The organism is Pedobacter sp. UC225_65 (assembly GCF_042698365.1).
GTDB lineage: Bacteria > Bacteroidota > Bacteroidia > Sphingobacteriales > Sphingobacteriaceae > Pedobacter.
Genome location: NZ_CP170550.1, coordinates 3379839 through 3393856, shown reverse-complemented (window position 1 = coordinate 3393856; position 14018 = coordinate 3379839). Strand labels below are relative to the sequence as shown.

Here is a 14018-nt window from a genome sequence, read left to right as displayed (position 1 = left end):
AAATAATCATTACCGATTGACATGGAAACAACAAATACAGACATTCTTAATTTAACTGATGTTAAAACTTTGGTTGATGATTTTTATACCAGGGTTCGAGACAATGAATTGTTAGCCACTGTCTTTAATGCGGTAATCAAAGATAACTGGCCTGCGCATCTGGAAAAGATGTATGGTTTTTGGCAGACGATTTTATTAGAAACACCTGCCTATAGTGGTAGCCCGTTTTTAAAGCATGCCAAACTTCCGATTGCAAAAGAACATTTTGATACCTGGATCAGTTTGTTTAACGAAACGGTCGATTCGCATTTTAAAGGCGCTAAGGCTGATGAGGCCAAGTGGCGCGCAGCAAGAATGAGTGAAATGTTCCAATACAAACTAGACCATTACAAAAACAATCCTGCCGAGCCGCTGATCTAAATGGTTAATTCCTTGTCAATTTTTAGCTTAATTTAGATTTAACCTTTTCGGTGCTACTCATTTAGGTTCGAAAGTCATACTTTTACTCGAAACTAAGTTACTTTGGAAGACCAATCTGCTCTACCCGAAAAAAAAGACCCCTTTGCCGCACTGCGCTACCGTGAATTCCGCTCCTATGTAGGCATGCGCTTCTTCTTTACGTTTGCTTACCAGATGCAGGCGGTAATTATCGGTTTTCACATCTACCATCTCACCAATGACCCTTTGGCCTTGGCATTTATTGGCCTAAGTGAGGCTATTCCTGCCATCAGTATTGCCCTATATGGAGGTTATGTGGCAGATAAAACAGAAAAAAGAGGGTTGTTGTTAAAAATATTTTCTGGTGTTTTTCTTTGCTCTGTGATCATGCTTGTGGTCACCAGCAAACAGATGCACAGTTACGTACCTACCAGTTCTATCGTACCCATTATGTATGGGATGATATTTTGTATTGGTTTGGCCAGGGGTTTCTTCGGACCTGCAACCTTTTCTTTAATGGCACAGATCTACCTAAAGAACTTTATCCCAATGCCAGCACCTGGAGCAGCTCTAGCTGGCAAATGGCATCTATCGCTGGACCTGCAATAGGTGGTTTAATCTATGGCTTCTATGGCATTACTACCACCTATATTGTGATCATTTCCTTTATCTTTTTGGCTTTGGTGTGTATCTTCTTCCTAAAGAAACATCCGCCAACATTTATCCCAAAAGAAAGCATTGCAAAAAGCTTAAAAGAAGGAATGAACTTTGTGTTTAAGAGCAAAATGATGTTGGGTGCAATGAGTTTGGATTTGTTCTCCGTATTCTTTGGTGGGGCAGTTGCCTTACTGCCGGTGTTTGCAAATGACATCCTAAAAGTAGGTTCAGAAGGTTTAGGTTTCATGAGGGCTGCTGCTTCTTTGGGTGCCGTTTTAACCATGTTGATGATGACTAGATTCTCTCCGATGGGCAGACCATGGCGTAACCTTTTGATTGCCGTTACTGGTTTTGCCATCAGCATTATCTGTTATGGCTTGTCAAAGAGTTTCTATTTGACCTTGTTTTTCTTGTTCTGTGAGGGTGCCTTTGATAGCGTAAGCGTAATTATCCGTTCTACCATTATGCAATTGCTTACGCCAGACCAGATGCGTGGTCGGGTTTCGGCAGTAAACAGCATGTTTATTGGCTCATCTAACGAAATAGGTGCTTTTGAATCGGGCTTAACGGCTAAATTGATGCGTACGGTGCCCGCTGTAGTTTTTGGCGGAAGTATGACATTGGGCATTGCTGCCATTACTTACTTCAAGACCAAAAGTCTGCTGCCTTTAACGCTTAGCGACATTAAACCTGCCGAAAAAATAGAAGACCAGATTTAAGTCTAGAATAGTTGGCTTAAACCACCTAAGAAAAGCTAAGCTTAATTAAAACTCAGCTGTCTCAGGTGGTAAAAATATTTCCTCTCCGTTAATCCAGATATGATATTTCTGACTAATTATCCAATCTTTCGCCAACCTGTTGTCTCCACATCGCAAAGTACAGTCCTTTTTCTGCTAACAGATCTGCATGCTTACCTTGTTCGATGATATGTCCCTTTTCTAAAACATAAATGCGATCTGCATGGCGGATGGTCGACAAACGGTGTGCAATGAGAATGGTAACATGGCTTGTCAAAACAGAAACATCACGGATGGTTGCAGTAATCTCTTCTTCGGTCAATGAATCCAGTGAAGAGGTCGCTTCATCAAATACTAAAATATCTGGATTACGCAATAAAGCCCTAGCAATGGATAAACGCTGTTTTTCACCACCAGAAACCTTTACCCCACCTTCACCAATTACGGTATCCAATCCTTTATCGGCTCTTGCCATCAAATTCTGACAAGCGGCCTGTTGTAATACCCGCATACAATCTTCATCGCTTGCACCCGGTTTTACAAACTGTAGATTCTCTCTGATGGTCCCCGAAAACAATTGGGTATCTTGGGTTACAAAACCGATTTTTTCTCTCAACAAATCTAGATCAATTTCTTTTCCAGAAGTCTGGTTATAAAAAACCTCTCCTTCAATGGGTTGGTAAAGACCCACCAATAGTTTAACCAATGTTGTTTTACCAGAACCTGATGGACCAACAAAAGCAATCGTTTCGCCATTGTTCACCGCAAAACTGATGCTATTTAAGGCATTGGTCTTACCAGAAAGGTGTTTGAAACTGACATTTGCAAAAGCCAAGGTATTTACTTTTTCCAATCGAACTGGATTGGCTGGTTTTCTATCTACTGGTGTACTTAGGATCTTTTTAAAATTACCCAAGGAAACTTCGGCCTCTCTCCAAGCCAAGATCACATTACCTAACTCTTGTAATGGTCCAAAAAGGAAGAAAGAATAAAAAAGGAAGGAGAAATATTGCCCTGGCGTAATCGCTTTATCAAAGATCAACATCAGCAATACAACCACCATCGTGCTACGCACCAAATTAACGGTTGTACCTTGCACAAAGCTCATGCTTCTTACATATTTTACTTTTCTCAGCTCTAAGCCTAATATTTTATAGGTTGTTTTATTCAAACGCTCTATTTCCTGACTGGCCAAACCTAAACTTTTTACCAGTTCGATATTGCGCAATGATTCGGTAGTAGAACCCGCTAAAGCAGTTGTTTCTGCAACGATAGAACGTTGGATGGTCTTGATCTTACGACTTAGGTACCAGCTTAAAAAGCTGATGATTGGAATAGATGCCGCATAAGATCAATGATACCTTATAACTTACACTTAAGGAGTAGACGATTACAAAAATCAACCCTATTAAACTCACAAAAAGAATGCTGATGAAAGACGTAATGAATTTTTCGCTATCTAATCTTACTTTTTGCAACACTCCCAATGTTTCTCCACTACGTTGGTCTTCAAAAACCTGATAAGGTAGTTCTAAAGAGTGTTTTAAACCATCTGCATACATCTTTGCACCAACCTTTTGTACAATGATGTTGGTAAAATAATCTTGGAAGTTTTTGGCAATCCTAGATACCATCGCTGCACAGATCGCTAAACCTACAAGGCCTAAAATACCCCAGATGTATTCAGTTCTACTTAATTCGTTATGTCTGTTGATGTATCTATCTAAGATCCTACCTGTAAAGTAGGGGTCCATTAAAGAGAAGCCTATATTAAAAGCGGCTAGTACCAATGCTAAAACGACAACCCATTTATGGGCTTTCAAATATTGGAGCAGTAATTTCATCTTTTTTATTGTTTGGGTTGCAAAAATAAACAAAGGGAATGAAGCTCAGCTACATTCCCTTTTATATTACATTTAGACTATATAGAGATTAGATAGTCATGATATCTTTTTCTTTTACCTCTGCGTGTTTATCAACTTTGATGATGTACGCATCGGTAATTTTCTGAACCTCGCCTTCGCCAGTCTTGATCTCATCGTCAGAAACGCTTTCGCCTTTTAGACGTTGGATCTTGCTATTGGCATCTTTGCGGATATTACGAACGGTAATACGACCTCTTTCTGCTTCTTCCTTCACTTTTTTAACCAGTTCTCTACGGCGTTCTTCTGTTAAAGGTGGTACAACCAATCTGATAATTACACCATCATTCTGTGGATTGATACCAATATTGGCTTCCATAATGGCACGTTCAATTGGCACTAATAATGATTTTTCCCAAGGTTGGATGATCAAGGTTCTTGCATCTGGTGTATTGATGCTACCCACTTGTGCCAATGGTGTTGGTGTTCCATAATAGTCTACCATAATACCATCTAACATCCCTGCAGATGCCTTACCTGCACGTATTTTAGTTAATTCAGCTTCACAATGGGCAATCGCTTTTTCCATTGTTGCCTGTGCATCTTCTAATTGTTTCTTTATGAGGTCGTTCATAATGTGTTATGTTTATACAAAAATATAAAAAATGGTCAAAATTTAGCCTTGAACTAAGGTACCAATTTCTTCGCCATTTGCAATTTTCATAAAGTTACCGGTTTTATTCATGTCAAATACGATAATCGGAACCTGGTTTTCTTCACATAAGGTGAAAGCTGTCATGTCCATTACGTTTAAACCTTTGGCATAAACCTCTTTGAAAGAGATTTCGGTATATTTTGTTGCTGTTGGATCCTTTTCTGGGTCGGCAGTATAGATACCATCCACTCTAGTCCCTTTTAAAACTGCATCTGCTTTGATTTCGATGGCCCTTAAAGCAGCGGCAGAATCGGTCGTAAAATATGGATTTCCTGTTCCTGCACCAAAAATGACCACACGGCCTTTTTCTAAGTGACGAACAGCTCTACGACGGATAAATGGTTCGCAGATCTGTTCCATTTTAATTGCGGTTAATAAACGGGTTTTTAAACCTACTTTTTCCAATGCATCTTGTAAAGCCATGCTATTGATCACCGTTGCCAACATGCCCATGTAATCTGCCTGTGCCCTGTCCATTCCAGACTTTTCAGCGCTCAGACCTCTAAAAATGTTGCCTCCCCCAATAACGATAGCTATTTCTAGCCCTTTTGAATGAACTGCTTTGATGTCTTCCGCATATTGCCTAACACGCTCATTGTCAATCCCATATTGCTTATCGCCCATTAACGACTCGCCACTCAACTTTAGTAAAATCCGTTTATACTTCATGACCCCAAAAATATCAACAATTTTTTAATACCTAGCTATGCTTTTTAACAATTGGTGTAAATATTTAGTTTGGGATAGATACCCCTTTAAATATCACTTCTTTGAGATTTAATTCTTGATCTAAAACCAGCAGGTCTGCCTGATAGCCTGAGGCAATTTTGCCTTTTAAATTATCGGCATTAATGAGTTTTGCCGGATACAACGAACTCATTTTCAAGGCATCGCTCAAACTGATATCACAATGGTCAACACAATTTTTAACCGCCTGAAGCATGGTTAAAGACGAACCCGACAATGTGCCATCGGGCATTACAAACTTGTCTCCGACCAAATGATGCTGGTAGGGTCCGGTTGTGCATTCAGTTACCGCGTCTGTAATTAAAAACAAACGTTCTTTCAGCAGTTTTTGGCTAAACTTCACTACTTCAAAATCAACATGTCGATTGTCTACGATGATACTTGCCATTGCTTTATGATGGTTAAATACTGCTGTTGGAATACCTGGTTCACGATGGTGGATTGGTGTCATGGCATTAAAAAGGTGCGTGGTTGTTTGCACGCCTTGATCATAAGCAGCCGTAGCTTGTTCTATACTGGCATCACTATGCCCTAATGATACGATTACGTCATTGTCTAAAAGATATTGGATCACTTCGTCGTCTTGTAGTTCAGGAGCGATGGTCATCATTTTAATCACACCATCACCAAAATCAAGCAGGGCTTTAACCTCATCCAAACTTGCCTTACGAATGTGGGCTTCTACATGTGCCCCTCTACGTTTAGGATTTAAAAAAGGCCCTTCTAAATGTAATCCTAAACAGTTTCTGGCAATTTTACGGTGCTCTTTAGCCGCAACGATACAAGCATTAAAAACCTCGGGTGTATTGGTAGCCATACAAGCTAAAAAGCTTGTTGTGCCTTTTTTCAGCAGGTCGTTTTCAATAATTGTCAAAGCCTCAACTGTAGGCTCTGCCGAAAAAAGCTTTCCTCCTGCTCCGTAGATTTGTAAGTCTATAAAACCTGGAATAACTAGGGCTTCACTTTCCTGTGTTGTGTTCGAATCCCCAATATTTGAAATATCTGTTCCGTTAATGGTAATCTCCTGATTCTTTACGAGCTGGTCATCTTGAAAATAGGCGCAGTTGGAAAGTGCTGTGAAGGGCATATTTTATATAAATTTAATTTGATCTTGTTCAAAGTTAAATATAGTAAACCATATATTTGAGTTGAGCTTGATAACCTGTAAGTAAAATAGATCAGAACCAAATGCAACAACAACGAAGAAATTTTCTGAAGACCAGTTTAACTTTAGGTGCTGCAACCTTACTTGCACCTAACCAAACGATGGCTAATTTACCCGCGACTACAGACGAGTTGGCCATTGCAGTTGGTCCATATCTACAGACCAACTTTGGTAATGAAATGACGATCCTGTGGCTCACCAACAAAGTTGCAGCAGGTTGGGTTGCCTATGGGGAAGATGCCAATAATCTAGATCAGAAAGCTTATGGAAAAACCGAACTGGGTTTAAAAGCAGCGAATACCAAACTCAATTCGGTTACACTTAAAAACCTAAGTCCAGGCAAAACCTACTATTATCAGGTCTTTTCTAAAGAGATTAAAGATTTTCAACCTTATAAATTAACTTACGGCAACACTGTGCATTCGGAAACCGAAAGTTTCATCAATCCCGCTATTACCAAACCAGAGATTTCATTTTTGATGTTGAACGATATCCATGATCGTCCACAATCCATCCCGCTGTTGATCAATCTAGACAAAGAAAAAAACAATGATTTTATCTTCTTCAATGGCGATATCTTCGATTATCAAACAGACGAGCAACAGATCATTGACCACATGCTCAAACCTTGTGTAGATTCATTTGCGAAAAAAACGCCTTTCATCTATGTAAGAGGGAACCATGAAACCCGTGGAAAGTTTGCCAGAGAATTTCCCCAATATTTTACCCATGTAGGTCACGCAGCCTTTAATCTTGGCCCTGTTCGTTTTGTGATCTTAGATACTGGTGAGGATAAAGAAGATGCACATCCAGTGTATGCAGGCATTGTCGATTTCGACCAATATCGGCTTGAGCAGGCGGCTTGGTTAAAGGCCGAAATCAATTCAAAAGCATTTAAAAAAGCCCCGTTCAGGATTGTGTTAATGCATATTCCACCACGTTTTTCGGGCGATGCCCATGGACCAAAACATTGTACAGAATTGTTCGAACCTTTATTGAACCAAGGCAAAGTTGATTTGGTATTAAGTGGCCACACCCATAAATACATTATCCACCAGCCTAATAAAATGGCCAACAACTATCCATTGGTAATCGGTGGTGGGCCAAAAGATGGCAACCGGACCTTAACCAAAATTGTGGTCAATGATAAAGAAATAAAAGTTACAATGTTAGACGATTCGGGAAAAGAAGTAGGTGGTTATACTGCAAAAAGAAGAGCATAAAAAAAGGCCAGTTAAACTAACTGGCCTTTTCTTTAATTATAGTATCGGATTAAGCACCTAATTGTACGCGTTTGAAAGCAACAACAGTTAATCCTTTAGCAGTGTTATCTAAGAATTTACGAACATCTACTGAACCGTCTTTAACAAACTCTTGGTTTAATAAAGTACTGTCTTTGTAGAATTTGTTCAATTTACCAGCCGCGATTTTTTCAACCATTTCTTCTGGTTTACCTTCTTGACGAATTACGTCTTTAGCAATTTCGATTTCACGCTCGATAGTAGCAGGATCAACACCGTCTTTATCAACAGCAACTGGGTTCATTGCAGCAATTTGCATGGCAACATCTTTACCAGCTTCAGTGATATCTACGCCATTAGCACCTTCAAATACTACTAGAACACCCATTTTACCATTAGAGTGGATATAAGATACGATTTTTTCACCAGATACATTTGCATACTCTTGAATAACGATCTTCTCTCCGATTTTACCGGTTAGTTCAGTAATGGTTTCGGCAACTGTACGTCCATCTTCCAATGTAATCGCTGCTAATTCTTCAATAGAAGCAGGATTGTTAGCAACTGCTGCAGCTAAAACAGCCTGAGCAAGATTGCGGAAATCTTCAACTTTAGAAACTGGCTCAGTTTCACAAGCTAAAGCAACTAATTTACCATTAGTGCCATCTGCTGAAACATTGATCAATACTTGACCTTCAGAAGTAGCATTACCAGAACGAGCGGCAGATACTTTTTGACCTTTTTTGCGCAATAAATCAACAGCAGCTTCGAAATCTCCATTGGCTTCTACTAATGCTTTTTTGCAATCCATCATACCGGCACCGGTCTGTTGGCGTAATTTGTTTACATCTGCGGCAGTAATTTGTACTGTAGACATTTTTTAAATTTTATGAATTTTATAAAATGTTAAAAGTTACGGGTTACAGGTTATGGATTTGACCCCAAAACTTATAACTCGTAACTCATAACTGAATTAAGCTTCTGTACTATCTTCTGATGAGGCTTCTGCTTCAGCAGTTTCTTTTTTAGTTGGTCTTTTTGCACCAGCTTCTCTAGGTGTTGCAGCTTCTGGAGCATCAGCAGCAGCTTTAACCGCTACAGCTTCTTTCTCAGCTTCATCATCTTTTTCGCGTTTGCGCTCGTCTAAACCTTCTTCAATTGCTTTGATGATAACGTCAGTAATCAATAAAATTGATTTAGTTGCATCATCATTCGCAGGGATTGGGAAATCGATGTTAGATGGATCAGAGTTGGTATCAACCATTGCAAAAGTTGGGATGTTCAATTTCATCGCTTCTGCTACAGCAATATGTTCTTTTTTAACGTCGATTAAGAAAATTGCAGCCGGTAAACGGTTTAGATCTGCAATACCACCCAATAAGCTTTCTAATTTGATACGCTCACGTTTGATCATCAAACGCTCTTTTTTAGAAAGAATAGAGTAAGTACCATCTTTAGTCATTTTATCGATGGTAACCATCTTTTTAATTGACTTACGTACTGTAGCAAAGTTGGTTAACATACCACCTAACCAACGCTCGGTTACGAAAGGCATGTTTACTTTTCTTGCTTGCTCAGCAACGATTTCTTTAGCTTGTTTCTTCGTAGCTACGAATAAGATCTTACGACCTGACTTTACGATTTGTTTAATCGCTGCTGCAGCTTCTTCAGTTTTAGTTAAAGTTTTATTTAAATCTATAATGTGAATTCCATTGCGCTCCATAAAAATATATGGTGCCATTTTCGGATTCCATTTGCGGGTAAGGTGACCAAAGTGTACACCTGCATCCAATAAGTCTTGATATGTAGTTCTTGCCATTGTGTTTGTCTCCTTTAAGATTAACGTTTACTGAATTGGAATTTCTTACGTGCTTTTTTACGTCCTGGTTTTTTACGTTCAACCATACGCATATCACGGGTCATTAACCCTTTAGCACGTAATGCTGGTTTTTTCTCAGCATCTAATTCAACAATAGCCTTAGCGATTGCTAAGCGAACTGCTTCTGCTTGTCCTTTTACTCCACCACCATTTACATTTACAGTTACATCAAATTTACCAACTGATTCAGAAACTTCGAATGATTGGTTAACAATGTATTGTAGAGGTAATGTTGGGAAATATTCTTTGTGGTCTTTACCGTTAACGGTAATAGTGCCGTTGCCTTCTTTTAAATAGATACGGGCAACTGCAGTCTTTCTTCTTCCTGAAGTATTTGTAACTGACATTTTCTTTTCTCTTTTAATTAAAGTTTAATGGTTTTTGGTGATTGTGCTGCATGCGGGTGCTCTGAACCTGCGTAAACAAAAAGATTGGTGTACAATTTTTTGCCCAAACGACTTTTAGGTAACATTCCGCGAACAGCCTTCTCAACAACACGAGTAGGGTGTTTTGCCATTAACTCTTTTGGAGAAATGAATTTTTGACCACCTGGATATCCAGTATATGAAACATATTCTTTTTCTTCGAATTTGTTTCCTGTCAATTTTACCTTGTCTGCATTAATAACGATAACGTTATCACCGCAGTCTACGTTTGGGGTAAACTCTGGCTTGTTTTTTCCTCTGATCATCATCGCGATCTTAGAAGACAAGCGCCCCAAAATCTCTCCTTCAGCATCAACAACAACCCACTGTTTATTAACAGTTTTGGCATTGGCAGAGACAGTTTTGTAACTTAACGTATTCACTTGCTTTTATTTAATTTGTTAAAAAATATTGATTATCCCAGTTTTTTAGGGACTGCAAAGATAGGGAGAATACTTTAATTACCAAAGGGTTGAGGCAAAAAAAGTTGAAAGTTAGAAGTCATGGTTTACAACACCCTACATTTTGAGAAGAAAAAAGCTCAGAATCAATTAAATATATCCTTTTGAAAAGCAAAACCATAGCCCCTTTTAATGGCAATCTGGCTTTCCGTTATATTCCCGATAAAGAATCGGGAGATGCCGCTCCAATCCAGTTTAGATGGCAAAGCTTGTGCACCTATCAAAGCCTATTGGAATATTATAGATCATCTGGTTTAAAACCAATCCGTTTTCTTGGCTTGGCCTTCTTTTCTATCAGCTCGTCGATATAGCTAAATACCAGTTCTATGTTTTTATCTTGGCTCTTCAGCTTCTTTTTAATATCGGCTATCTCCAATTTCAGCTCGTTATGTCCCTCCAGCAATTTTCTCAATCTTGTAAAAATTCTTACGATCTGGATATTTACTTGGATGGCCTGTTGACTGTTTAAAACACTCGACAACATTAAAACACCATGTTCGGTAAAAACAAAAGGCGCTTTACGAAGCCCAAATTTTTCACGATTGGATATCACAATCTGTGATTTCCAATTTTCTAATTCTTCTGCATTTAGTTGAAACATAAAATCTTCTGGAAAACGGTCGATATTCCGTTTTACTGCTTGATTTAACACTCTTGTTTCTACACCATAAAGCTCAGCCAAATCTCTATCAAGCATTACTTTTTGGTTTCGGATTTCATAGATCTTGTTCACAACAATATCATCTGATACGATTGCGAGAGGTAGTTTTGTAGTCATAGGTAAACCAAATATAAAATTATATTTTGATTTCAACCTTTAGAAAACACCTTCAACCCATTAACTTACAGCCTTATAGCTTGCCTTAACATATACCCCCAAATGCAACAGTACAGACAGGCTAAAAACAATACTGATCAACAAATAGATCAGTGTATCATTACTTATAAAACTATATTCTAGTGATGAACTTAAGATAAATACAGATCCGTAAATTATCGTTCCTATAAAATACAAGCTCCACAAGCCTGTAAGGTAATGCCAAATCTTCCATTTATAGTTATCCAACTGATAGCTTCTCAGACATAGCCAATTGAACACAATCACCACAAAAATACCAGCAGTAGAATTAAAGGTTCCACTCTTTAAATACACCAATAGATAAACCATGGCCAATACCAGATTGGAATAAGAGAGCTTTTGAAGCATTTTGATATATATTATATAATTACCAGATCTTTAAACGTAGTTGACAACTAAGAAGTTTACCATACCAGTTCTATTTTCTTATCGTTTGATACATATGTACGTAAAATGACAAACAAGTTTGTCGCAATTGTGTTAAATAGATAAATATTAAGATCATGACAAAGCAAACGAAAATATTAACAGGTTTATTGGCCGGCGCTGCAGTAGGCGCCGTGGTAGCATTGGCACTTACATCAGATAGAAATGATGAATTAAAAGGAAAAGTAAGTGATTGGTTCTGCGATCTTTTAGACAATTCGAAAGAAAAATTAGGTACAGTGGGAGAGCTGGTCAAAAATAGTTTGGCAAAAGTGCGAGCCTAGATTTTAGGATAAGCTAAGGCAATACCTATCTTTGAAACATGGATGTTTTTGGTTTAGCACTTTCTGATTTTTACAAAAAAGGCAACGCTGATATTTTATGGTTGTACAACTCGTACGATGAACCTGAAGAAATGCCAATCGATATTTTCTTTAGAGATGGAGAAGAAATGCCCGATCCTGGAACACAAAGCATTGACCCTTTGCTATGGAAAAACCTTAGACGTTGGCGCGGGAGTAGGTAGCCATGCCTTATTGTTGCAAGAAATGGACATAGATGTTACCGCTATCGATATTTCTGCACCTGCCGTTAAGATCATGCAACAACGAGGTGTTAAAAAAGCCCTAGAGCAAGATATATTTTTAACCACCGACAAATACGATACACTTCTGTTTTTAATGAACGGTATTGGTTTAACCGGAACTTTAGCAGGGTTTGCTGATTTTTTGGACAAGGCAAAAAACCTCATCCATGCAGATGGTCAATTGATCTTTGACAGCTCAGACATTTCCTATCTCTATGAAGGTCTTCCCAAGCCCGAAAACAAATATTTTGGAGAGGTCAGTTACCGATACGAATATCAGCAACAAAAAGGCAATTGGTTCAACTGGTTATATCTAGACCAACTGACATTGACCCACATTGCAAACCAACACGGCTGGCAATGTGAAATTGTTTTTGACGATGGAGAAGATCAATATCTAGCCCGGTTGTCTTTAAAAGTGTAAAGATAAAGAGATTCTCATACTAGTCTGAACGCTATTTTTTAAGCGTTCTCTTCCCAAATGTTGGCAATATTGACAATCGTCTGCACTGCCTTTTCCATATCCTGAACAGACACCCATTCTTGTTTTCCATGAAAAGCATGTTCACCTGCAAAGATATTTGGACATGGCAAGCCCATAAAAGACAGCCTTGATCCGTCTGTACCTCCTCTTATACTTTGCTTTTTAGGCACTAAGCCCGCCCTTTTTATCGCTTCTACACCATTGGCAATAATTTGTGGGTACTTGTCCAATATCTTTTTCATGTTCCGGTATTGCGCTGTTACTTTAAACTCATACGTCGAATTAGGATAGGCTTTCATTATCTCTTTCACTATGTTTTCTAATGTAGCTTCATGTTGCTCGAGCAACTCGTCTTCAAAATCCCTGATGATGAACTGCGCCTCAGCTTGTTCTGCCTGTCCGTGGAAACTTACCGGATGGATAAACCCTTCTTTTCCGCTGGTTGCTTCTGGCGTCAATCTATCTTTGGGCAATGCTGATAAGATATCGGCCAATATTTTAATGGCACTTTCCATTTTACCTTTTGCAAAACCTGGGTGGGCACTTACCCCATTGATGGTCAGTTTTACCCCATCTGCAGAAAAGGTTTCATCTTCAATAGAACCGAGTGTCTCCCCGTCTATGGTATATGCAAAATCCGCTCCTAATTTTTTCAGGTCGGCTTTGTCTACGCCTCTTCCTATTTCCTCATCTGGTGTAAACAGGATTTTGATTGTCCCATGTTTGATTTCTGGATTTTTTAGCAGAAAAGCGGCAGCTTCCATAATTTCTGCCAACCCAGCTTTATTATCAGCGCCTAAAAGGGTGGTACCACTTGCCGTGATGATGTCGTTGCCGATCTGATCTTTCAGGTCCTTGTGTTCATTCAATTTTAGAACGATAGCATGGTCGTCTGGCAAAACCAGGTCTTCTCCGTTATAATTTTTATGGATGATAGGTTTTACGTTTGCTCCACTACAATCTGGTGAGGTATCCATATGCGAACAAAAACAGATTACCGGAACATCCTTTTCTGTATTTCCAGGAATGGTTCCATATACATAACCGAACTCATCTAAGTGCGCATCTTCAACACCCATCTCCAATAACTCTGCAACCAATACCTTACCCAGATTTTTCTGTTTCATGGTTGATGGGCAGGTTTTAGAGGCTGGATCTGATTGGGTATCTATTTTTACATACCTGAAAAAACGCTCCTGAAGCTGTTGTTCTTTGTTTGAATAAGTAATCATAAACCAAAATTAGCATATTGAAACTACAAGCAATAGCAATTATATAGAAAACTTGTTTTTTAATCCCTTCAAAAGAAGAAAAGAGAATGTTACAGTTTGCCTCA

The 14018-nt window shown here is 38.8% G+C and carries 18 protein-coding genes; 6 read left to right on the top strand and 12 right to left on the bottom strand.

The features are described 5' to 3' along the window. Positions 1 to 21: 21 nt before the first annotated feature. From ACFJIZ_RS17870 to ACFJIZ_RS17860, 3 genes are all read left to right on the top strand, one after another. The gene (locus ACFJIZ_RS17870) at positions 22 to 420 is read left to right on the top strand and encodes a group III truncated hemoglobin (RefSeq protein ID WP_379087120.1); all 399 of its coding nucleotides are present in this window, start codon (positions 22 to 24) and stop codon (positions 418 to 420) included. Between the two features lie 102 nt (positions 421 to 522). Further along, positions 523 to 1047: an MFS transporter gene (locus tag ACFJIZ_RS17865; protein WP_379087117.1), complete on the top strand. Its 525-nt coding sequence runs from the start codon at positions 523 to 525 to the stop codon at positions 1045 to 1047. Continuing rightward, positions 1020 to 1814, top strand: coding sequence for an MFS transporter (locus ACFJIZ_RS17860; RefSeq protein ID WP_379087114.1), 795 nt, complete (start codon positions 1020 to 1022; stop codon positions 1812 to 1814). The genes ACFJIZ_RS17865 and ACFJIZ_RS17860 overlap by 28 nt, the downstream gene beginning before the upstream one ends. A 112-nt stretch (positions 1815 to 1926) precedes the next feature. On the opposite strand, the gene ACFJIZ_RS17855 is transcribed toward ACFJIZ_RS17860, so the two are convergent. The 5 genes from ACFJIZ_RS17855 to nagA all read right to left on the bottom strand — a co-directional run bounded on the left by ACFJIZ_RS17855 (position 1927) and on the right by nagA (position 6243). After that, positions 1927 to 3117 carry an ABC transporter ATP-binding protein gene (locus ACFJIZ_RS17855; RefSeq protein WP_379094101.1) on the bottom strand — a complete coding sequence of 397 codons (1191 nt, stop codon included), beginning with the start codon at positions 3115 to 3117 and terminating at the stop codon, positions 1927 to 1929. A 10-nt stretch (positions 3118 to 3127) separates the two neighbouring features. Continuing rightward, positions 3128 to 3676: an ABC transporter transmembrane domain-containing protein gene (locus ACFJIZ_RS17850; RefSeq protein ID WP_379087111.1), complete on the bottom strand. Its 549-nt coding sequence runs from the start codon at positions 3674 to 3676 to the stop codon at positions 3128 to 3130. Positions 3677 to 3764: 88 nt separating this feature from the next. Continuing rightward, the gene (frr, locus tag ACFJIZ_RS17845) at positions 3765 to 4328 is read right to left on the bottom strand and encodes a ribosome recycling factor (protein ID WP_379087109.1); all 564 of its coding nucleotides are present in this window, start codon (positions 4326 to 4328) and stop codon (positions 3765 to 3767) included. A gap of 42 nt (positions 4329 to 4370) precedes the next feature. Further along, positions 4371 to 5078, bottom strand: coding sequence for a UMP kinase (pyrH, locus tag ACFJIZ_RS17840; protein WP_379087106.1), 708 nt, complete (start codon positions 5076 to 5078; stop codon positions 4371 to 4373). A gap of 64 nt (positions 5079 to 5142) precedes the next feature. Continuing rightward, positions 5143 to 6243 carry an N-acetylglucosamine-6-phosphate deacetylase gene (gene nagA / locus ACFJIZ_RS17835; protein WP_379087103.1) on the bottom strand — a complete coding sequence of 367 codons (1101 nt, stop codon included), beginning with the start codon at positions 6241 to 6243 and terminating at the stop codon, positions 5143 to 5145. Positions 6244 to 6344: 101 nt separating this feature from the next. Here nagA and ACFJIZ_RS17830 point away from each other — a divergent pair, with 101 nt between their 5' ends. Continuing rightward, positions 6345 to 7544 (top strand): metallophosphoesterase, encoded by a 1200-nt coding sequence (locus tag ACFJIZ_RS17830; RefSeq protein WP_379087100.1) that lies wholly within the window; start codon positions 6345 to 6347, stop codon positions 7542 to 7544. A 49-nt stretch (positions 7545 to 7593) separates the two neighbouring features. Here the strand turns inward: ACFJIZ_RS17830 and tsf are convergent, their stop codons facing one another. The 6 genes from tsf to ACFJIZ_RS17800 all read right to left on the bottom strand — a co-directional run bounded on the left by tsf (position 7594) and on the right by ACFJIZ_RS17800 (position 11534). Beyond that, the gene (gene tsf / locus ACFJIZ_RS17825) at positions 7594 to 8439 is read right to left on the bottom strand and encodes a translation elongation factor Ts (RefSeq protein WP_379087097.1); all 846 of its coding nucleotides are present in this window, start codon (positions 8437 to 8439) and stop codon (positions 7594 to 7596) included. 96 nt (positions 8440 to 8535) lie between these two features. Further along, positions 8536 to 9381: a 30S ribosomal protein S2 gene (rpsB, locus tag ACFJIZ_RS17820; RefSeq protein WP_379087094.1), complete on the bottom strand. Its 846-nt coding sequence runs from the start codon at positions 9379 to 9381 to the stop codon at positions 8536 to 8538. 20 nt (positions 9382 to 9401) lie between these two features. Beyond that, positions 9402 to 9788 (bottom strand): 30S ribosomal protein S9, encoded by a 387-nt coding sequence (gene rpsI, locus ACFJIZ_RS17815; RefSeq protein WP_055133169.1) that lies wholly within the window; start codon positions 9786 to 9788, stop codon positions 9402 to 9404. A 17-nt stretch (positions 9789 to 9805) separates the two neighbouring features. Then, the gene (gene rplM, locus ACFJIZ_RS17810) at positions 9806 to 10249 is read right to left on the bottom strand and encodes a 50S ribosomal protein L13 (RefSeq protein WP_379087090.1); all 444 of its coding nucleotides are present in this window, start codon (positions 10247 to 10249) and stop codon (positions 9806 to 9808) included. Between the two features lie 316 nt (positions 10250 to 10565). Next, positions 10566 to 11105: an ORF6N domain-containing protein gene (locus ACFJIZ_RS17805; RefSeq protein ID WP_379087087.1), complete on the bottom strand. Its 540-nt coding sequence runs from the start codon at positions 11103 to 11105 to the stop codon at positions 10566 to 10568. Between the two features lie 60 nt (positions 11106 to 11165). After that, the gene (locus tag ACFJIZ_RS17800; RefSeq protein WP_379087084.1) at positions 11166 to 11534 is read right to left on the bottom strand and encodes a hypothetical protein; all 369 of its coding nucleotides are present in this window, start codon (positions 11532 to 11534) and stop codon (positions 11166 to 11168) included. A gap of 155 nt (positions 11535 to 11689) precedes the next feature. Here ACFJIZ_RS17800 and ACFJIZ_RS17795 point away from each other — a divergent pair, with 155 nt between their 5' ends. After that, on the top strand, positions 11690 to 11896 hold the full coding sequence (locus ACFJIZ_RS17795) for a YtxH domain-containing protein (RefSeq protein WP_379087081.1): 207 nt from the start codon (positions 11690 to 11692) through the stop codon (positions 11894 to 11896). 117 nt (positions 11897 to 12013) lie between these two features. Beyond that, entirely contained in the window at positions 12014 to 12622 is a 609-nt protein-coding gene (locus tag ACFJIZ_RS17790) for a class I SAM-dependent methyltransferase (protein ID WP_379087074.1), read from the top strand. A 38-nt stretch (positions 12623 to 12660) separates the two neighbouring features. Here the strand turns inward: ACFJIZ_RS17790 and pepT are convergent, their stop codons facing one another. Continuing rightward, on the bottom strand, positions 12661 to 13914 hold the full coding sequence (gene pepT / locus ACFJIZ_RS17785; protein ID WP_379087071.1) for a peptidase T: 1254 nt from the start codon (positions 13912 to 13914) through the stop codon (positions 12661 to 12663). Positions 13915 to 14018 lie beyond the last annotated feature (104 nt).